Annotated in this window: 23 protein-coding genes; 18 read left to right on the forward strand and 5 right to left on the reverse strand. The window is 66.4% G+C overall.

What is annotated here, in order from left to right; genetic code table 11:
• Positions 1-42: 42 nt before the first annotated feature.
• Both QRO95_RS01810 and parE read right to left on the reverse strand, forming a co-directional pair.
• Positions 43-621, reverse strand: coding sequence for a GNAT family N-acetyltransferase (locus QRO95_RS01810; protein WP_285301538.1), 579 nt, complete (start codon positions 619-621; stop codon positions 43-45).
• Positions 622-768: 147 nt separating this feature from the next.
• Positions 769-2658: a DNA topoisomerase IV subunit B gene (parE, locus tag QRO95_RS01815; RefSeq protein WP_019338185.1), complete on the reverse strand. Its 1890-nt coding sequence runs from the start codon at positions 2656-2658 to the stop codon at positions 769-771.
• Positions 2659-2830: 172 nt separating this feature from the next.
• On the opposite strand from parE, the gene QRO95_RS01820 reads away from it, so the two are divergent.
• From QRO95_RS01820 to truD, 10 genes are all read left to right on the forward strand, one after another.
• Positions 2831-3064 carry a hypothetical protein gene (locus QRO95_RS01820; RefSeq protein WP_005416022.1) on the forward strand — a complete coding sequence of 78 codons (234 nt, stop codon included), beginning with the start codon at positions 2831-2833 and terminating at the stop codon, positions 3062-3064.
• A gap of 400 nt (positions 3065-3464) precedes the next feature.
• Positions 3465-5129: a CTP synthase gene (locus QRO95_RS01825; RefSeq protein ID WP_032130113.1), complete on the forward strand. Its 1665-nt coding sequence runs from the start codon at positions 3465-3467 to the stop codon at positions 5127-5129.
• An 89-nt stretch (positions 5130-5218) separates the two neighbouring features.
• Positions 5219-6049 (forward strand): 3-deoxy-8-phosphooctulonate synthase, encoded by an 831-nt coding sequence (gene kdsA, locus QRO95_RS01830; RefSeq protein ID WP_014036736.1) that lies wholly within the window; start codon positions 5219-5221, stop codon positions 6047-6049.
• Entirely contained in the window at positions 6046-6393 is a 348-nt protein-coding gene (locus QRO95_RS01835; protein WP_032130114.1) for a hypothetical protein, read from the forward strand. Before kdsA ends, QRO95_RS01835 begins: the two co-directional genes overlap by 4 nt.
• On the forward strand, positions 6393-6722 hold the full coding sequence (locus QRO95_RS01840) for a hypothetical protein (protein WP_049400376.1): 330 nt from the start codon (positions 6393-6395) through the stop codon (positions 6720-6722). The genes QRO95_RS01835 and QRO95_RS01840 overlap by 1 nt, the downstream gene beginning before the upstream one ends.
• A gap of 96 nt (positions 6723-6818) precedes the next feature.
• Positions 6819-8111, forward strand: coding sequence for a phosphopyruvate hydratase (eno, locus tag QRO95_RS01845; protein ID WP_032130116.1), 1293 nt, complete (start codon positions 6819-6821; stop codon positions 8109-8111).
• 4 nt (positions 8112-8115) lie between these two features.
• Positions 8116-8469, forward strand: a complete 354-nt coding sequence (ftsB, locus tag QRO95_RS01850; protein ID WP_032130117.1) for a cell division protein FtsB — start codon at positions 8116-8118, stop codon at positions 8467-8469.
• Positions 8466-9164, forward strand: a complete 699-nt coding sequence (gene ispD / locus QRO95_RS01855) for a 2-C-methyl-D-erythritol 4-phosphate cytidylyltransferase (protein ID WP_049400377.1) — start codon at positions 8466-8468, stop codon at positions 9162-9164. Before ftsB ends, ispD begins: the two co-directional genes overlap by 4 nt.
• A gap of 34 nt (positions 9165-9198) precedes the next feature.
• Complete coding sequence (ispF, locus tag QRO95_RS01860) at positions 9199-9696, forward strand: 2-C-methyl-D-erythritol 2,4-cyclodiphosphate synthase (protein WP_005409005.1); 498 nt, start codon at positions 9199-9201, stop codon at positions 9694-9696.
• Positions 9693-10724, forward strand: a complete 1032-nt coding sequence (truD, locus tag QRO95_RS01865) for a tRNA pseudouridine(13) synthase TruD (protein ID WP_285301539.1) — start codon at positions 9693-9695, stop codon at positions 10722-10724. Before ispF ends, truD begins: the two co-directional genes overlap by 4 nt.
• Before the next feature lie 69 nt (positions 10725-10793).
• Here the strand turns inward: truD and QRO95_RS01870 are convergent, their stop codons facing one another.
• Entirely contained in the window at positions 10794-11333 is a 540-nt protein-coding gene (locus QRO95_RS01870; RefSeq protein ID WP_032130120.1) for a Smr/MutS family protein, read from the reverse strand.
• Positions 11334-11542: 209 nt separating this feature from the next.
• On the opposite strand from QRO95_RS01870, the gene surE reads away from it, so the two are divergent.
• The 5 genes from surE to QRO95_RS01895 all read left to right on the forward strand — a co-directional run bounded on the left by surE (position 11543) and on the right by QRO95_RS01895 (position 15074).
• Positions 11543-12322, forward strand: a complete 780-nt coding sequence (gene surE, locus QRO95_RS01875; protein WP_049462715.1) for a 5'/3'-nucleotidase SurE — start codon at positions 11543-11545, stop codon at positions 12320-12322.
• On the forward strand, positions 12319-12996 hold the full coding sequence (locus tag QRO95_RS01880; RefSeq protein WP_010485977.1) for a protein-L-isoaspartate(D-aspartate) O-methyltransferase: 678 nt from the start codon (positions 12319-12321) through the stop codon (positions 12994-12996). The genes surE and QRO95_RS01880 overlap by 4 nt, the downstream gene beginning before the upstream one ends.
• Before the next feature lie 18 nt (positions 12997-13014).
• Positions 13015-13629 (forward strand): YqaA family protein, encoded by a 615-nt coding sequence (locus tag QRO95_RS01885; RefSeq protein WP_285301540.1) that lies wholly within the window; start codon positions 13015-13017, stop codon positions 13627-13629.
• Positions 13626-14411 (forward strand): peptidoglycan DD-metalloendopeptidase family protein, encoded by a 786-nt coding sequence (locus QRO95_RS01890; protein ID WP_032130122.1) that lies wholly within the window; start codon positions 13626-13628, stop codon positions 14409-14411. The genes QRO95_RS01885 and QRO95_RS01890 overlap by 4 nt, the downstream gene beginning before the upstream one ends.
• A gap of 174 nt (positions 14412-14585) precedes the next feature.
• Positions 14586-15074, forward strand: a complete 489-nt coding sequence (locus QRO95_RS01895) for a hypothetical protein (RefSeq protein ID WP_285301541.1) — start codon at positions 14586-14588, stop codon at positions 15072-15074.
• 26 nt (positions 15075-15100) lie between these two features.
• Here the strand turns inward: QRO95_RS01895 and QRO95_RS01900 are convergent, their stop codons facing one another.
• Positions 15101-15475: an Mth938-like domain-containing protein gene (locus QRO95_RS01900; RefSeq protein WP_197614991.1), complete on the reverse strand. Its 375-nt coding sequence runs from the start codon at positions 15473-15475 to the stop codon at positions 15101-15103.
• Between the two features lie 13 nt (positions 15476-15488).
• On the reverse strand, positions 15489-15794 hold the full coding sequence (gene yhbY, locus QRO95_RS01905; protein ID WP_004152868.1) for a ribosome assembly RNA-binding protein YhbY: 306 nt from the start codon (positions 15792-15794) through the stop codon (positions 15489-15491).
• Between the two features lie 65 nt (positions 15795-15859).
• On the opposite strand from yhbY, the gene rlmE reads away from it, so the two are divergent.
• The 3 genes from rlmE to QRO95_RS01920 all read left to right on the forward strand — a co-directional run bounded on the left by rlmE (position 15860) and on the right by QRO95_RS01920 (position 18784).
• On the forward strand, positions 15860-16492 hold the full coding sequence (gene rlmE / locus QRO95_RS01910; RefSeq protein ID WP_005409014.1) for a 23S rRNA (uridine(2552)-2'-O)-methyltransferase RlmE: 633 nt from the start codon (positions 15860-15862) through the stop codon (positions 16490-16492).
• Positions 16493-16561: 69 nt separating this feature from the next.
• Entirely contained in the window at positions 16562-18496 is a 1935-nt protein-coding gene (gene ftsH / locus QRO95_RS01915) for an ATP-dependent zinc metalloprotease FtsH (protein ID WP_010485966.1), read from the forward strand.
• Positions 18497-18598: 102 nt separating this feature from the next.
• Positions 18599-18784: a hypothetical protein gene (locus QRO95_RS01920; protein WP_121503759.1), complete on the forward strand. Its 186-nt coding sequence runs from the start codon at positions 18599-18601 to the stop codon at positions 18782-18784.
• Positions 18785-19010: the final 226 nt, after the last annotated feature.

The raw sequence follows: 19010 nt of genomic DNA on the forward strand, positions 1-19010 counted from the left end.
AAGGCATGGCCGCGCGTCGAGGCCGCCAGTGGCCAGATTGGGTCAAGCGGGCAGGGTGGTGCGCAGTTCGTCGTCGGCCAGCAGGCCGTATACCGCCGAATCGGACAGTTCGCCCTGGATGCGCCAGCGCTGCCGCAGCACGCCCTCCAGGTGGAAGCCCAGCCGTTCAAGCACGTGTGCCGAGGGCCGGTTGCGCGGGTCGACTTCGGCTTCCACGCGATGCAGGCGCAGAGTCTGGAACAGGTAGTCCAGCAGATGCTGCAGCGCTTCGTGCATGTAGCCCTGGCCTTGCCTGTCGGGGGCCAGCAGGTAGCCGATCTCGGCACGAGCGGCATCGCGATCCAGGGCGAACACCACGCAGATGCCCAGCAACGGGCCATCCAGTGTTTCGCGCACGGCCAGCTTGAGCTGGGTGCCGGTGGCCTGTGCCGCCAGGTCATCGTCGATCTGCGCGCGCGCTTCGGCCTGTCGTGTCCACGCCGGGTGGTTCCAGAACCGCATCACGTCCGGATCGGACTGGATCGCGAACAGGGCGGCCGCATCGTCGCGGCGGATCGGGCTCAGGACCAGGCGCGCGCTGTGCAGCGGCAGGCCCGGGAACAGCAGCGAGTGGCTGGCCAATACGATGGTCCACACAGATGGACGCGCATTATGGCGCCGCCGGGTTTGCCGATGGGGGCGTAATGCCAAGGGCACATGAACCGGCATTACCGGGCGATGGGGCCGGAGCCGTTTCCCTGCAGGAAACGGATCCGGCCCCGCGTCGGGTCAGACTTCCAGCGAAGCCAGATCGCCCTTGCTCTCCAGCCAGCCCTTGCGGTCGGAGGCGCGCTTCTTGGCCAGCAGCATGTCCATCAGCGAACGGGTCTGCTCGCCGTCGTCCACGGTCAGCTGCACCAGGCGGCGGGTGTCGGGGTGGATGGTCGATTCACGCAGCTGTGGCGGATTCATCTCGCCCAGGCCCTTGAAGCGGGTGACGTTGATCGCGCCCTTGATCTTCTCGCGTTCGATCTTGTCCAGCATCGAGCGCTTCTCTTCTTCGTCCAGGGCATAGAACACCTGCTTGCCCACATCGATGCGGAACAGCGGTGGCATCGCCACGAACACGTGGCCGGCATCGACCAGCGCCGGGAAGTGCTTGAGGAACAGCGCGGTGAGCAGGGTGGCGATGTGCAGGCCGTCCGAGTCCGCATCGGCCAGGATGATGACCTTGCCGTAGCGCAGGCCAGCAATGTCGTCCTTGCCGGGGTCGCAGCCGATGGCCACGGCCAGGTTGTGCACTTCTTCCGACGCCAGCACGCTGTTGGAGGACACTTCCCAGGTGTTGAGGATCTTGCCGCGCAGCGGCAGGATCGCCTGGAAGTCCTTGTCACGCGCCTGCTTGGCGCTGCCGCCTGCCGAGTCACCCTCCACCAGGAACAGCTCGGTGCGTGACAGGTCCTGGCTGATGCAGTCGGCCAGCTTGCCGGGCAGGGCCGGGCCCTGGGTGACTTTCTTGCGGACGACCAGCTTTTCGGTCTTCAGGCGCGCGCTGGCGCGCTCGATGGCGATCTGCGCGATCTTCTCGCCCAGCTCCACGTTCTGGTTCAGCAGCAGGCTGAACGCATCGTGGGCGGCGCCTTCGATGAAGCCGGCGGCCTGGCGCGAGGACAGGCGTTCCTTGGTCTGGCCGCTGAACTGCGGGTCGGTCATCTTCAGCGACAGCACGAACGACACGCGGTCCCACACGTCTTCCGGGGCCAGCTTGACGCCACGCGGCAGCAGGTTGCGGAAGTCGCAGAACTCGCGCAGCGCCTCGGTCAGGCCGGTGCGCAGGCCGTTGACGTGGGTGCCGTGCTGGGCAGTGGGGATCAGGTTGACGTAGCTTTCCTGCACCAGCTCGCCTTCCGGCAGCCAGGCCACGGCCCAGTCCACGATCTCGGTGTCTTTCTTCAGGTTGCCGACGAACAGCTCGGCCGGCAGCATCTCGCGATCGCCCAGCTCCAGCTTCAGGTAATCGCGCAGGCCGTCTTCGTAGTACCAGGTATCAACTTCACCGGTGGCTTCGTCGGTCAGCTTCACGGTCAGGCCGGGGCACAGCACGGCCTTGGCGCGCAGCAGGTGCTTGAGCGCGCGCACCGCGAACTTGGGCGTGTCGAAGTACTTCGGGTCCGGCCAGAAGCGCACGCGGGTACCGGTGTTCTTCTTGCCGACGCTGCCGACCACTTCCAGCGGGGTGGCGCGGTCGCCGTTGCGGAAGGTGATGCGGTGTTCGGCGCCTTCGCGCTTGATGTGCACTTCCACCAGGGTCGACAGCGCATTGACCACGCTGACGCCGACGCCGTGCAGGCCGCCGGAGAAGGTGTAGTTGTTGTTGCTGAACTTGCCGCCGGCATGCAGGCGGGTGAGGATGAGCTCGACGCCCGGGATCTTCTCTTCCGGGTGGATGTCCACCGGCATGCCGCGGCCGTCATCGCTGACCTCCACGCTGCCGTCCTTGTACAGGGTGATCTCGATCGAGCGGGCGTGGCCGGCAAGGGCCTCGTCCACCGAGTTGTCGATCACTTCCTGCGCCAGGTGGTTCGGGCGCGCGGTGTCGGTATACATGCCGGGACGGCGCTTGACCGGGTCAAGGCCGGACAGGACTTCAATATCGGCGGCGTTATAACGGGCGTTCATCTGTCTTCGAAAGCTTGGAGCGACGGGCAAGTGTGGGGTCTGGCACGGGATTTTGCACGCCTGCGGTTCAGTCTCGGCGACGCAGAGGGGGTAAAATGGCAGCTGCTGGAATCTGAACACCGGCGACCCCCGTTGGGTCGAAACATCCAAGCCATACCGCGAGGAGGACCTCATGAAGAAGTTGCTGACCATTGCGATCCTGGCCGCTGCCGCCGTTGCAGTGCCGCTGGTGGTGGCGCAGAACGCCGGCCAGCCGGCCCCGCAGCAGGGTGACCAGGCCGACAAGGCGCAGGCCGAAGCCGATGCCAAGGCCAAGCGTCGGGCCCAGGCCAATGCCGAAATGAAGGCGCAGGGCCAGCCGGCCCCGCAGCAGGAAGAGGAAGAGGAAGCGCGCAAGAAGCGCTGATCCCGCCCCCTGCCAGGCGCCCTTGCGACAAGGGTTGCGCTCCGGAACGCCCCGCTTTGCGGGGCGTTTCTTTTTAGTGGCGTGCCATCTGCCTCTTGGGTTGGCGGCCATCAATCTGTAAACTATGGCTTTCCGGGAGTAAGTGCGTGTCCACCATTTGCGAATGGGCTGGAGCGGCCAAGCGTGGCTTCCAGCATGGCGGGTCGCAGGTGACGGTCGATTTGACCGGCACGGTCGCCCCGACCTCGCACGGTGGTCCCCGTCCGGCGCCTGCCGTCGCACGGATCCGTACCTCCCTCGCTGCCACAGCGAACCGGAAAACCCCCTCTGAGCACCATGCCTGCCCTCCGGGCGCGCGTGGTGCTGCCGTTTTCCATTTCCAGACAGGATGCTTGCAGCCATGACTCCCTTGATTTTCGTAACCGGCGGCGTGGTGTCCTCGCTCGGCAAAGGCATTGCCGCCGCGTCGCTGGCCGCCATTCTCGAAGCCCGTGGCCTGAAGGTCACGATGATGAAGCTCGACCCGTACATCAACGTCGACCCGGGCACCATGAGCCCGTTCCAGCACGGTGAGGTCTACGTCACCGACGACGGCGCCGAGACCGACCTCGACCTGGGCCACTACGAGCGCTTCGTGCGCACCCGCCTGAGCCGCAAGAACTCGGTCACCACCGGTCGTATCTACGAGAACGTGATCCGCAAGGAACGCCGCGGCGATTACCTGGGCGCGACCGTGCAGGTCATTCCGCACATCACCGACGAGATCCGCCGCTGCATCGACGAAGCCACCGAAGGCTACGACGTGGCGCTGGTGGAGATCGGCGGTACTGTCGGCGACATCGAGTCGCTGCCGTTCCTGGAGGCGATCCGCCAGGTGCGCACCGAGCGTGGCCCGGAGAAGGCACTGTTCATGCACCTCACCCTGGTGCCGTACATCGGCGCCGCCGGTGAGCTGAAGACCAAGCCGACCCAGCACTCGGTGAAGGAACTGCGCTCGATCGGCATCCAGCCGGACGTGCTGCTGTGCCGTTCGGAACAGGCCGTGCCGGATTCGGAGCGCCGCAAGATCGCCCAGTTCACCAACGTTTCCGAGCGCGCGGTGATCAGCGTGCCGGACGTGGACGTCCTGTACCGCATTCCGTCAGGCCTGCATGCGCAGGGCCTGGACGAGATCGTCGTCAACCAGCTGAAGCTGGCCGACAAGGTCGGTCCGGTCGATCTGTCGATGTGGGAAGACGCGGTCGATGCGACCCTGCATCCGCTGGACGAAGTGACCATCGCCGTGGTCGGCAAGTACGTCGATCACCAGGATGCCTACAAGTCGGTCGGCGAAGCGCTCAAGCACGGCGGCCTGCGCCAGCGCACCAAGGTCAACCTGAAGTGGCTGGAAGCACAGGACCTGGAAGGCACCGACATGGCCGCACTGGCCGATGTCGACGGCATCCTGGTGCCGGGCGGCTTCGGTGACCGTGGTTTCGAAGGCAAGGTGCTGACCTCGAAGTTCGCCCGCGAGCAGCACGTGCCGTACTTCGGCATCTGCTACGGCATGCAGGCGGCCGTCGTCGATTACGCCCGCAACGTGGTCGGCCTGGAAGGTGCCAACAGCACCGAGAACGACCGCCAGTCGCCGAACCCGGTGATCGGCCTGATCACCGAATGGCGCACGGCAACCGGCGACGTCGAAAAGCGTGATGACAAGAGCGACCTCGGTGGCACCATGCGCCTGGGCCTGCAGGAACAGCGCCTGAAGCCGGGCACGCTGGCCCGTGAGCTGTACGGCAAGGACGTGGTTGCCGAGCGCCACCGCCACCGCTACGAGTTCAACAACCGCTACCGCACCCAGCTGGAAGATGCGGGCCTGGTGATCGCCGGCAAGTCGATGGACGACACCCTGGTGGAAGTGGTGGAGCTGCCGCGCGATGCGCACCCGTGGTTCCTGGCCTGCCAGGCGCACCCGGAATTCCTGTCCACGCCGCGTGACGGCCACCCGCTGTTCATCGGTTTCATCCGTGCCGCACGTGAACGCAAGGCCGGCGGCAAGCTGCTGCAGGAAGCCCGCGCCTGACTTGTGATGGGGGCCGCCGGCCCCCATCTTGCACGCTTCAACCCCCAGCGCACCGGCCCGGCCGGTGCCGCGGACAACAAGGAAACGCCATGAAACTGTGTGGATTCGAGGTCGGGCTGGACCAGCCCCTGTTCCTGATCGCCGGCCCCTGCGTGATCGAGTCGATGCAGCTGCAGCTCGATACCGCCGGCAAGTTGAAGGAAGTCACCGACAAGCTCGGCGTCAACTTCATCTTCAAGTCCAGCTTCGACAAGGCCAACCGCACTTCGGGCACCGCATTCCGCGGCCCGGGCATGGAAGAGGGCCTGAAGGTCCTGGCCGAGGTCAAGAAGCAGATCGGCGTGCCGGTGCTGACCGACGTCCACGAATACACCCCGATGGACGAAGTGGCCTCGGTGGTGGACGTGCTGCAGACCCCGGCGTTCCTGGTCCGCCAGACCGACTTCATCCGCAAGGTGTGCTCGGCCGGCAAGCCGGTCAACATCAAGAAGGGCCAGTTCCTGGCGCCGTGGGACATGAAGCCGGTCGTGGAAAAGGCCAAGGCCACCGGCAACGAGCAGATCATGGTCTGCGAACGCGGTGCCAGCTTCGGCTACAACAACCTGGTCAGTGACATGCGTTCGCTGGCGGTGATGCGCGATACCGGTTGCCCGGTGGTGTTCGACGCCACCCATTCGGTGCAGCTGCCGGGTGGGCAGGGCACCAGTTCCGGTGGCCAGCGTGAGCACGTGCCGGTGCTGGCCCGCGCCGCCGTGGCGGTGGGCATCTCCGGCCTGTTCGCCGAAACCCATCCGGACCCGTCCAAGGCGCTGTCCGATGGCCCCAATGCATGGCCGCTGGACCAGATGGAAGCGCTGCTCGAGACCCTGATGGAACTCGATGCGGTGACCAAGAAGCACGGCTTTTCGCGCTTCGCGTGAGTCGTGACCCGTGGCTGGCGCTGGAAACCCAGCGTCACCGCCGGCACTGGAAACAGTGGCCCTGGGGCGTGATCGCACTGGGTCTGGCCGTGCTGTTCACCGTGGGCATGTTCGGGCTGGTACTGATCGGCGCTGCGTCGGTGCGGCCCCCCGGTGATGGCAGCAGTGCGCTCGATCTGCGGGCGTACTTCATTGCGCTGCTGGTGGCGGAGCTGCTCGGTGCGGTGGGATGCGTTGCTGCCGCGGTGCTGGCCTGGCGGCTGAATCGCGGCAAGGTCACGGCTGGCCTGGCGATCATCCTGCTCTCGCTGTGGCTGGGCGCCCTGTTCTACGGATTGCTCTGATGAATACGACCACATCGGCGCGTGGCTGGCCCTGGGGCCTGATCGCCCTGGGGCTGTCCGTGTTGACCTGGATCGCCCTGGTGGTGGGCGTGCTGGCCTTCACGTCCGGTTTCCGGCCGCCGGGGGATGGAAACAACGGCGTGCAGGCCACGCAGTGGTGGCTGCTGGGCGCGCTGGTCACGATGGTGCTGTCCTTCCTGGGCAGCCCGGTGGCGATGGTGCTGGCCTGGCGACGGCGGCGTGGCCCCATCCTGGCAGCGATTGCCGGTGCATTGCTGGTGATGCTGGTGTCGATGATCCTGATCGTGATCGGGTCCAGTTGGGGCTGAAGCCGCCCACGCCATTTGGCAAGTGGCGGGCAGCCGGGGATAATCACGCGGCATTCGTTTTGTCGCCCCCTCTCCATACAGGTAACCGGCCCGACCATGAGTACGATCCGCAGCATCCACGCCCGTGAAATCCTCGACAGCCGTGGCAACCCCACGCTGGAAGCCGAAGTCATCCTGGAGGACGGTTCGTTCGGACGTGCCGCGGTTCCCTCCGGCGCCTCGACCGGCACCAAGGAAGCGGTCGAGCTGCGTGACGGCGACAAGACCCGTTACCTGGGCAAGGGCGTGCGCAAGGCTGTCGACAACGTCAACACCACCATCGCCAATGCGCTGAAGGGCTTCGAAGCCACCGACCAGGCTGGCCTCGACCGTCGCCTGATCGACCTTGACGGCACCGAGAACAAGGGCCGCCTGGGCGCCAACGCGCTGCTGGGTGTTTCGATGGCCGCCGCGCACGCCGCCGCTGCATCGAACAAGCAGGCGCTGTGGCAGTACCTGGCTGCCAAGACCGGCGTGACCCCGTCGCTGCCGGTGCCGATGATGAACATCATCAACGGCGGCGCGCACGCCGACAACAACGTCGACTTCCAGGAGTTCATGGTGCTGCCGGTCGGCTTCACCTCGTTCTCCGAAGCGCTGCGCGCGGGCACCGAGATCTTCCATTCGCTGAAGTCGGTGCTGAAGGGCCACGGCCTGAGCACGGCGGTCGGCGACGAAGGCGGCTTCGCACCGGACTTCCGCAGCAACGTCGAGGCGCTCGACACCATCCTCGAAGCGATCGGCAAGGCTGGCTATACCGCCGGTGAAGACGTGCTGCTGGGCCTGGACGTCGCCTCCAGCGAATTCTTCGAAAACGGCAAGTACAACCTGGTCGGCGAGAACAAGCGCCTGACCTCCGAGCAGTTCGTCGACTTCCTCGCCGACTGGGCCGCGCAGTACCCGATCATCACGATTGAAGATGGCCTGGCCGAGAACGACTGGGCCGGCTGGAAGCTGCTGACCGACCGCATCGGCAAGAAGGTGCAGCTGGTTGGCGACGACCTGTTCGTGACCAACCCGAAGATCTTCCAGGAAGGCATCGACTCGGGCACCGCCAACGCGATCCTGATCAAGGTCAACCAGATCGGCACGCTCAGCGAAACCCTGGAAGCGATCGCGATGGCCGACCGCGCCGGCTATGCCGCCGTCGTCTCGCACCGTTCGGGCGAAACCGAAGACACCACCATTGCCGATATCTCGGTGGCCACCACCGCCACCCAGATCAAGACCGGCTCGCTGTGCCGCAGCGATCGCGTGGCCAAGTACAACCAGCTGCTGCGCATCGAGGAAGCCCTCGGCGCCGGCGCGCGTTACGCCGGTCGTGACGCGTTCGTTTCGCTGAAGCGCTGAGCCGATGCGCGACTGGCGCTGGATGCTGCTGGTGCTGGCCCTGCTGCTGGGCTGGCTGCAGTACCGCTTCTGGTTCGGTCCGGGCAACTCGGGTGAAGTGATGATGCTCGAAGCCCAGGTCGCCAACCAGGAGCGGGACAATGAGGGTCTGCAGCAGCGCAACGACGCGCTCGCTGCCGAAGTGAAGGACCTCAAGGAAGGCCAGTCCGCCATCGAGGAACGCGCGCGCAGCGAGCTGGGCATGATCAAGCCTGGCGAGAAGTTCTACCGTGTGGTCGAGGATGCGCCGGTCCACCCGGCGCAGCCTGCTGCCGGCGTCACTGCCCAGGCGGGCGAACACCCGGCAGACGTGCCATGAGCGCGGCGATCTGGGTCGTTGTTCCTGCGGCCGGCCGTGGCACCCGCTTCGGTGCACCGCTGCCCAAGCAGTACCTGCAGGCGGGCGGGCAGATCCTGCTCGCCCACACGCTGGACGCGCTGCTGGCGCACCCCGCCGTGGCCGGAGCGATGGTGGTGATCGGCCAGGACGATGCCGATTGGCCGGGCTGGAATGAGTGGTCGGGCAAGCCGGTGCTGACCTGCATCGGCGGCGCGACCCGTGCCGCCTCGGTGCTGGCCGGGTTGCAGGCGCTGCCGGACACCGTGCGTGCCGATGAATTCGTGCTGGTTCACGATGCTGCACGGCCGAACCTGTCGCTGGCCGATCTCGGTCGTCTGCTTGAAGTCGGTCGTGCCGACCCGGTCGGGGCGATCCTGGCTGCGCCGGTGCGCGACACCCTCAAGCGCGCTGGCGACGACGGCGGCATCGATGGCACCGAGCCACGCGAGCGCCTGTGGCGCGCACTGACGCCGCAGCTGTTCCGCCGCCACCAGCTCAGCCGCGCGCTGTCCGACGCAGCGGCCGCCGGTGTTGACGTCACCGACGAGGCCATGGCCATGGAACGCCAGGGTCAGCGCCCGCTGCTGGTGGAAGGCAGCGAGGACAACTTCAAGGTCACCACCCCGGCCGATCTGGACCGGTTCGAATTCGTACTTTCCCGCCGCGCCGGCTGACCGTCCGCGCGGCCCTGTTGCAAGGGTTGCATCCATGAGCACCGCACCGTTCCCGCCCGTCCGCATCGGCCAGGGCTACGACGTCCATGCCTTCGGTGAAGGCGATCACATCATGCTCGGCGGCGTGAACGTGCCGCACAGCTGCGGCGTGCTCGCGCACAGCGATGGCGACGTGATCCTGCACGCCCTGTGCGATGCGATGCTCGGCGCGCTGGCGCTGGGCGATATCGGCCAGCATTTTCCGCCGAGCGACGACCGCTGGAAGGGCGCCGACAGCAGTGATTTCGTTCGCCATTGCGACAGCCTGCTGCGCGAGCGTGGCTGGCGCGTCGGCAACACCGACATCACCGTGATCTGCGAGCGTCCGAAGGTCGGCCCGCATGCGCTGGCGATGCGTGAGCGCATCGGTGGGTTGCTGCAGTTGCCGCTGGATGCAGTCAGCGTCAAGGCCACCACGTCTGAGAAGCTGGGCTTCACTGGTCGTGGCGAAGGCATCGCCGCACAGGCGGTGGTACTGCTGGTGGCGGCATGATCCCGCTGCCGTTGGCGTTTGGTGCGCCGTTGCTGACGGCGCGCATCCGCACCACGCCGGACGATTTCCAGGTTGACGAACTGCCGGCCTTCGAGGCGACCGGTGAAGGCGAGCACCTGCTGCTGCATATCCGCAAGCGTGGAGCCAACACCGTGCATGTGGCCAAGCTGCTGGCCAAGTGGGCGGGCCTGCCGGAAATGGCGGTGAGCTATGCCGGGATGAAAGACCGCCACGCGGTCACCACCCAGCGTTTCAGCGTGCACCTGCCCAAGCGCGTCGCGCCGGACCTGGCCGAGCTGGCCAGCGACGAGATCGAAGTGCTCGAAGCCACCTGGCACAACCGCAAGCTGCAGCGTGGCGCACTGGCCGGCAACCGCTTCAAGCTGGTGCTGCGCGAGGTGCAGGGTGATGCCACGGCGATCAGCGAGCGCCTGCAGCAGATTGCCGAGCGCGGCCTGCCGAACTGGTTCGGCGAACAGCGCTTTGGCCGCGACGGTGGCAACGTACCGGCCGCACTGGCGATGTTCGGTGGCCGCCGCATGCGCAAGGACCAGCGTTCGCTGCTGCTCTCTGCAGCCCGTTCGGCGCTGTTCAACCGCGTGCTGGCCGCGCGCGTGGAGCAGGGCAACTGGGATCAGCCGCTCGATGGCGAAGTGTGGATGCTCGATGGCAGCCGCAGCGTGTTCGGACCCGAGCCGTACACCGACGTGCTGGCCGAGCGACTGGCGCGTTTCGACATCCATCCCAGCGCACCGCTGTGGGGCGAAGGCGAGCTGCGCAGCGCCGACGCGGCACGTGAGCTGGAGCTGGCCGCGCTGGACGACGAGGAGTCAAAGGCACTGCGGGCCGGCCTGGAAGACGCACGGCTGAAGCAGGAGCGCCGCGCATTGCGCCTGCGCCCGGCGCTGCTGCAGCACCAGTGGCTGGCCGACGACGTGCTGGAGCTGTCATTCGCGCTGCCGCCAGGCTGCTACGCCACCGCCGTACTGCACGAACTCGGCCCCGTCGAAGACGCCTCGCAGGCCTGACAGAAAAAGGGGACGGAGGGAATTAAGTCGTTTGTGGCACAAACGACTTAATTCCCTCCGTCCCCTTTTTCATCTACGGGCCAGCAGCACCAGCACCGCGCCGGTGCCGCCTTGTCCGGTCGGCGCCGAATGGAACGCCAGTACGTCGTTGCGCAGCCGCAGCAGGCGATCGACCAGATTCTTCAGCACCGGTGCACCGCCATCGGACTGCAGGCCCTTGCCGTGGATGATGCGCACGCAGCCATAGTCGTGTGCATGCGCCTCCAGCAGGAACTGGCGCAGCAGCGCCTCCGCCTGCGACGCAGTGGCGCCGTGCAGGTCCAGCTCGTCCTGCACCGAGTACTGGCCACGCTTGAGGCGCTGGAACAAACGTGGTGGCAGGTTGTCGCGGCGATAGCTGGCCACGTCGCCGGCTTCCAGCGGCGTGCTGTCGCGCAGCAGCCGGGCGAATTCGCCGGCGGCTTCGGCCTCGTCACGTTCGGCCATGCGCGCGCGCGGCTTCGGCCGGGGCGCGGCAGGCGCCGGCTCGGCATCCTTGCGCAGCGGCGTCACTTCGCCGATGGCCGCACGGAACAATGCGGCCGGATCTTCGTCTTCAGGGTGCGACATGCGCACAGGGTAAACCGCCGGCGCAGCTCTGCCTATGACGGTTCGATGTCGGTCATGACCGCCGACAGGGTAGGACCGGCGGCTCGCATGCGGCACAATAGACGATGCCCTTGCAGGGTCGACGGCTTCCGCAGGGGAGTACGGCGGTCCCGCCCACACTGCACGGTGACGGAATCGAATTCTTGGAAAATCAAGCGGTTAAATCGAAGATGCGAATCCTGGTCAGTAACGACGATGGCGTCGACGCCGCAGGCATCCGGATGCTTGCTTCGGTGCTGCGCGAGGCCGGACACGAAGTCACGGTGGTCGCGCCCGACCGTGATCGCTCCGGCGCCAGCAATTCGCTGACCCTGGACCTGCCGATCCGCCTCAAGCGCATCGACCATTACACCGTCTCGGTGGCCGGCACTCCAACCGACTGCGTGCACCTGGCGCTGACCGGGCTGCTCGAGTTCGAACCGGACATTGTCGTGTCCGGCATCAACAATGCCGCCAACCTCGGCGATGACGTGATCTACTCCGGCACCGTCTCGGCGGCGATGGAAGGTCGCTTCCTCGGGCTGCCGGCGGTGGCGGTCTCGCTGGTTTCCCGCAACCACGATCCGAAACATTTCGAGACCGCCGCGCGCGCTGCGGTGGAGATCGTTGCCCGGCTCAAGGCCGATCCGTTGCCGGCTGACACCATCCTCAACGTCAACGTGCCTGATCTGCCGTGGAGCGAGGTCAAGGGCTTCGAGGTGACCCGCCTCGGCAACCGCCACCGCGCCGAAGGCTGCATCGCGCAGAAAGACCCGCGCGGCAACGAGGTGTACTGGATCGGCCCGGCCGGCCGTGAGCAGGACTCCGGCCCCGGTACCGACTTCCATGCGGTGCGCACCGGGCATATCTCGATCACCCCGATCCAGGTCGACCTGACCCGCTACCAGGCACTGGAGAAAGTGGCCAGCTGGGTCGGCGGCCTCAGTGCCGCGCTGGACCAGCCGGCATGAGTCCACGCCTGCGCCTGCAACCGGAAGCCGTCGGTATCGGCATGACCTCGCAGCGTGTGCGTGACCGCCTGGTCGACCGCCTGCGCGAAGCCGGTATCGTCGACGAGCCGACCTTGAATGCGATCCGGGTGGTGCCGCGCCATCTGTTCATCGACGAGGCACTGGCCTCGCGCGCGTATGAAGACACTGCGCTGCCGATCGGCCACGGCCAGACCATCTCGCAGCCCTGGGTGGTCGCGCGGATGACCGAGGCGGTGCTCCAGGTCGCGCCGAAGCGGGTGCTGGAAGTCGGCACCGGTTCCGGTTACCAGGCCGCCATCCTCGGTGCGCTGGGCCTGGAGGTCTACACCGTGGAGCGCATCGGCGATCTGCTGCGACAGGCCCGCAAGCGCTTCCGTGCGCTGGGAATGAACATCCGCACCAAGCATGACGACGGTCGCGTCGGCTGGGCCGAGCACGGTCCGTTCGATGCCATCGTGGTCACTGCGGCGGCGCCGGCACTGGTCGACGCCCTGATCGAGCAACTGGCCGAGGGCGGCCGCCTGGTGGCGCCGGTCGGTGGCCCCGGGGCGCAGTCGCTGGTACAGCTGGACCGCAAGGCCGACGGCAGCATCGAACAACACGTGCTGGCGCCGGTCACGTTCGTGCCGCTGCTGTCTGGCATGCTCGACTAATCCACGGAGCAGGGTTGCATGAAGATTTTCGGGCCGCTGTACGAGCGGGCGATGAAGTGGGCGGCGCACGAACGCGCGCCGACCTACCTGACGGTGTTGAGCTTCTTCGAGGCGATCATCTTCCCGGTGATGCCGGAGGTGATGCTGGCGCCGATGTGCGTGGCCCAGCCCAAGCGCGGTTGGTGGTTCGCCATCCTGAGCCTGGCCGGCTCGATGGTCGGCGCACTGGTTGGCTACGCGCTGGGTCATTACGCCTTCGAGGCGATCAAGCCGCTGTTCGAGGCGCTGGGCATGCTGCCGGCCATCGAGCAGGGCATCACCACCGTGCAGGCGAAGATGGCCGAGTCGCCGTGGGCAGTGTTCACCTTCCTGGTGCTGGGCGGATTCATGCCCATCCCGATGAAGGTCTTCACGTGGGCATCGGGTATCGTCGGTGTACCGATGCCGCAGTACCTGTTGAGCATGCTGATCGGTCGTGGCAAGCGCGTGTTCGTGCTGGCTGCGGTCATCCGTATCGGTGGTGCGCGTGCTGAAGCGGCACTGCGTCGCTGGATTGAACCGCTGGGCTGGATCGCCACCGCGCTGGTGGTGGTGCTGATCGCCTGGCTTGTATGGAGGTCGAAGTTCGCATGAGTCCTGATCGTCTGAGCAAGGGAGTGCGCATCGGCGCGCTGGCGTTGCTGGTTTCCACCCTGGCCGCCTGCGGCACCGCCACCGTGGTTCGTCCTGGTGGTGGCAGCACCGGTGGCGGTGTGACCACGCCGAAGACCTCGGTACCCAAGCCGGGGCAGACCGTGGTGGTGCGCAAGGGCGACACCATCTATGCGCTGGCCCGCATCCATGACATCACCCCGGCCGACCTGATTGCCTGGAACAGCCTGGACAACCCCTCGACGATCTACCCGGGGCAGGTGATCCGGCTGTATCCGGCCGGTGCCAGCGGCGGCCGCGCGCCCACCACGGTGGTCACCCCGCCGCGTTCCGGTGGCAGCAGTGGCGGCAGCACCACGCCGGCCCCGGCGCCGGTCGGTCCGGTGAAGAGCAACATCGCCTGGCGCTGGCCGGCTGATGGCGCCATCGTTGGCCGCTACGTGGCTGGTGATGCGACCAAGCAGGGCGTCGACATCGCCGGCACCAGCGGCCAGGCGGTCAAGGCCACCGCCAATGGCGTGGTGGTGTATTCCGGCGCCGGCCTGGTCGGCTACGGCGAGCTGATCATCATCAAGCACAGCGACCAGTGGCTGTCGGCCTATGGCCACAACCGCAAGCGCCTGGTGAATGAAGGGCAGAGCGTGAAGGCCGGTGAGCAGATCGCCGAAATGGGCCGTACCGGTGCGAACCGCGACATGGTCCACTTCGAGATTCGCTACAACGGCAAGCCGGTCGACCCGCAGCAGTACCTGCCGGCACGCTGATCGTCAGATGCGATAGCGCCGGGCCATGCCCGGCGTTCCTGGCCTGTAGAGTCGAGCCATGCTCGACCCGGGTACCGCAGAGTGGTCATTTGCGATCTTGTGTGTCGCAGGATCACCTTCACGGCGGACGGGATACCCGGCATTCTTGAGCGGTCCCAGTCGATCCGGTGCCCCATGCTCCGTCTTGCTTCCACTCTCGCGTTGCTCATCGTCGCGCCGCTGGCCTCCGCAGCCAGCGATCCGCGCGACGTGGTCACCCGTCTTTACGCGGCCGTCCAGGCGCCGGCTTCGGACGAAGCGACCATTCCGCCGTTGCTGGGCGATGCGCTGCGCTCAGCCATCGATGCGCAGCGCGCTTACGAGCGGACCTGTGCGGTGCTGGCCGCGCATGACGAGAAGCCGCACATGCTGGACCAGAGCCCGTATCTCATGGCGCCGGATCGGCCGGAAACGGTAAAGGTGGGGCTGCCCGCGACGAGCGGCGATGGCAGTTGGGTACCCGTCGAAATGGCGATAGGCGACTATCGCTGGACCGACCGTGTCCTGCTGCAAAGGCAGGGCCAGGACTGGAAGGTCATGGACATCCGCTGGGGCCAGAGCGGCAACCTGATCGGGCGGCTGAAGCAGTTCTCGGCCTTCCGCTGCACCGCTTCTGGCGGCTAGCGCCGGGGCGCGCCCGACGCCTCGACTCAGCCTTCCAGAATGAAAGCGGCCGCGACCTTGCGGCCTTCGCCCGCCAGGATGTTGAAGGTGCGCGCGGCGGCCGGATTGTTCATCACTTCCAGGCCGATGCCGCGTGACAGGCAGGCAGCCATTACCACTGCCGGCGGGAATAGCTGGCGGTCACCCGTGCCGAGCACGATCAGCGCCGGGTTCAGCGCCAGGATCGGCTCCAGGTCAGCCAGCTGCAGCGCGGTGGCGCTCACTACCGGCCATTGCGTGACCAGCTGGTCCGGGGTCAGGAAGAAACTGCTGCCCAGCACCTGGTCATTCACCTTGGCCGAGCGGCCATCGGCGGCGCGCAGGCTGTAGGCGTAATCGGGCGGTTCGTGGTTCAGCTGCATGGCAGTAAGGCGATCAGCCGCGCGGCAGCACGATCTGGCGCTGTTCCTTGCTCGGGCGGTACAGCACGGCGACGTGGCCGATGCGCTGTACCAACGCGCTCTCGGTGGCTTCGACGATCTCGCCGATCATCACGTCACGGGCGTCGCGGTCTTCGGCAGCGACCTTCACCTTGACCAGCTCGTGGCGCTCCAGCACTTCGTTCAGCTCAGCGATGAAGGCCGGGGTCACGCCCTTGCCGCCGGTCTGCAGCAGGGCCTTCAGGTCGTGGGCTTGGCCGCGCAGGAAACGGGTCTGGGAAGCGGTCAGGGCGATGGACATGCAGGAAAACACGGTTGAATGGGGCGATCAGGGTATCATGAGGACCCCATCAGCCCCTATTTTCAATGGCTACCCGCAGCAAAAGCAGCCAGCGCTGGCTCAAGGAACACTTCTCCGACCCCTTCGTGAAGAAGGCCCAGGCCGAAGGCATGCGCTCGCGCGCGGCCTACAAGCTCGAAGAGCTGCTGGAACGTGACCGGTTGCTGAAGCCGCACATGGTGGTGGTCGACCTCGGCGCGGCCCCGGGCGGCTGGTCTCAGCAGGTTCGGAGACAGATCGGCGATACCGGCCGCGTGCTGGCACTGGATATCCTGGACATGCCGCCGCTGGCCGGCGTGGAGTTCCTTCATGGTGACTTCAGGGAAGAAGCCGTTCTATCGCAGTTTGAAGCCATGCTCGGGGATCAGCCGGTAGACCTTGTGCTGTCGGACATGGCCCCCAATAAGAGTGGTGTAGGCGCGGTCGACCAGCCGCGGATGATGCACCTGGCGGAGCTGGCCCTGGATTTTGCCGACAACCACCTGAAGACCGGTGGGGCATTCCTGATCAAGCTGTTCCAGGGCGAGGGCTTTGACGACTACGTGCGCGACATGCGCCGCCGGTACGACAAGGTCTCCATCCGCAAGCCGGAAGCCTCGCGCAAGCGCTCTCCCGAGGTGTATGCCTTGGGTCAGGGAAAACGCGCCCACATGAAGTAAGCTCGCAACGTACGCAAGTTCGACCCCAACGCAACGCCAGCACTGAGAGGAACACCGGAGCCAATGAGGATGAACGACTTGACCAAGAACCTCCTGCTATGGGTGGTCGTCGCCGTCGTGCTGATGGTGGTCTTCCAGAGCTTCTCGCCGAAGTCCTCCGGGGCCGGCGCGCAGGGCGCGTCGTACTCGCAGTTCCTGGACCAGGTGGACAGCGGCAACGTGCAGAAGGTCGCCTTTGGTGGCGACATGCGCGGCGGCACCAGCCAGCTGACCTACACCACCCGCGGTGGGCAGTCGTCCACCATCACCGCACCGTTCGATCGTGACCTGATCAACGTGCTGCGTACCAAGAACGTGGAGATCGTGCAGGAGGAGCCGTCCAGCGGCATTTCCCTCGGCGCGATCCTGATGAATTTCCTGCCGGTCATCCTGATCATCGGCTTCTGGTTGTTCATCATGCGCCAGATGCAGGGCGGTGGCGGCGGTGCCAAGGGCGCGATGTCCTTCGGCAAGTCGCGCGCCAAGCTGCAGGGCGAAGACCAGATCAAGGTCACCTTCGCCGACGTCGCTGGCTGTGACGAGGCCAAGGAAGAAGTGGGCGAGCTGGTCGACTTCCTGCGCGACCCCTCCAAGTTCACCAAGCTGGGCGGCAAGATTCCGCGCGGCGTGCTGATGGTCGGCCCGCCGGGTACCGGCAAGACGCTGCTGGCCAAGGCCATCGCGGGCGAAGCCAAGGTGCCGTTCTTCTCGATCTCCGGTTCGGACTTCGTGGAAATGTTCGTCGGCGTCGGCGCCAGCCGCGTGCGCGACATGTTCGAGCAGGCCAAGAAGCACGCCCCCTGCATCATCTTCATCGACGAAATCGACGCCGTCGGTCGTCACCGTGGCGCCGGCCTGGGCGGCGGTCATGACGAGCGCGAGCAGACACTGAACCAGCTGCTGGTCGAGATGGACGGTTTTGAAGGTGGCGAAGGCGTGATCGTGATCGCTGCGACCAACCGTCCGGACGTGCTGGATCCGGCGCTGCTGCGCCCGGGCCGTTTCGATCGCCAGGTCGTGGTCGGCCTGCCGGACGTGAAGGGTCGCGAGCACATCCTGAAGGTGCACATGCGCAAGCTGCCGCTGGCCGACGACGTCGAGCCGATGGTGATCGCGCGTGGTACCCCGGGCTTCTCCGGCGCCGACCTGGCCAACCTCTGCAACGAGGCTGCCCTGTTCGCCGCGCGTGGCAACGAGAAGGAGGTCCGCATGGACCACTTCGACCGTGCCCGCGACAAGATCCTGATGGGTGCCGAGCGCCGCTCGATGGCCATGAGCGAGGAGGAGAAGACCCTCACCGCCTACCACGAAGCCGGCCACGCCATCGTCGGCCGTCTGGTGCCCGAGCATGACCCGGTCTACAAGGTCACCATCATTCCGCGCGGCCGCGCGCTGGGTGTGACCATGTACCTGCCGGAAGGCGACAAGTACTCGATGAACCGCGTGGCGATCAAGTCGCAGCTGTGCTCGCTGTACGGTGGCCGCGTGGCCGAAGAGCTGATCTTCGGTGCCGACAAGGTCACCACCGGCGCCTCCAACGACATCGAACGCGCCACCAAGATGGCCCGCAACATGGTCACCAAGTGGGGCCTGTCCGACCAGCTCGGCCCGATCGCCTATGGCGAAGAGGACGACGAGGTGTTCCTGGGCCGTTCGGTCACCCAGCACAAGAGCGTGTCCAACGACACCGCGCGCCGCATCGATGAGGAAGTGCGCAACATCCTCGACGAGGCTTACGCACGCACCACCGAGCTGATGACGGCCAACCTGGACAAGCTGCACGCGATGTCCCAGCTGCTGCTGCAGTACGAGACCATCGACGCGCCGCAGATCGACGCCATCATGGAAGGCCGCGATCCGCCGCCGCCGGCCGGTTGGAACAAGTCGAACAAGGATGGTGGCAACGACAAGGGCGGCGACGCCCGTCCGCTGCCGCCGATCGCAGGCCCGGCCGAATCGCACTGACGGCCCGCTGCACGTGACACCAGACGAGGCCGGGGCAACCCGGCTTCGTCGTTTCCGGGCCACTGGCCCATCCCGAAGAACTGATCTGACGCTGGAGCCCGCATGTCCGCCCCGAAGCCCGAACCGATTTCCCACACCGCCGAAATGGTCATCGCCACCGTGGTCGGCGTGGGTGTGGGCCTGGGGGCCGACAATCTGCTGCTGGGCTGCGTGGTGGGTATCGGTGTCGGCATCGTGCTGAGCATCGTCAGAACCCTGTACGTGGACCGCAAGCGCCGCCGCCGATAAGGGTGTCGGCAGGGCTGCGCCCTGCACCCGCGGTAGTGCCGGCCGCTGGCCGGCAACCTCAGCAGCAACAGCAACAGCGGGCTTTCCGTAGGATGGCGGGGCGGTGTCGGAGTGCGGGGACGCTGCAAGTACGTCCCTGTAAGCTTGGCAGCCGCTTGCTCGCGTGCGCATTCCTGCGCACACGGCAAGACCGGGGTTGGGCGTCCTGCCCAACCCGCCCGAGGCA

Source organism: Stenotrophomonas maltophilia group sp. Smal13 (assembly GCF_030236855.1).
GTDB classification, from domain to species: Bacteria; Pseudomonadota; Gammaproteobacteria; order Xanthomonadales; family Xanthomonadaceae; genus Stenotrophomonas; species Stenotrophomonas maltophilia_A.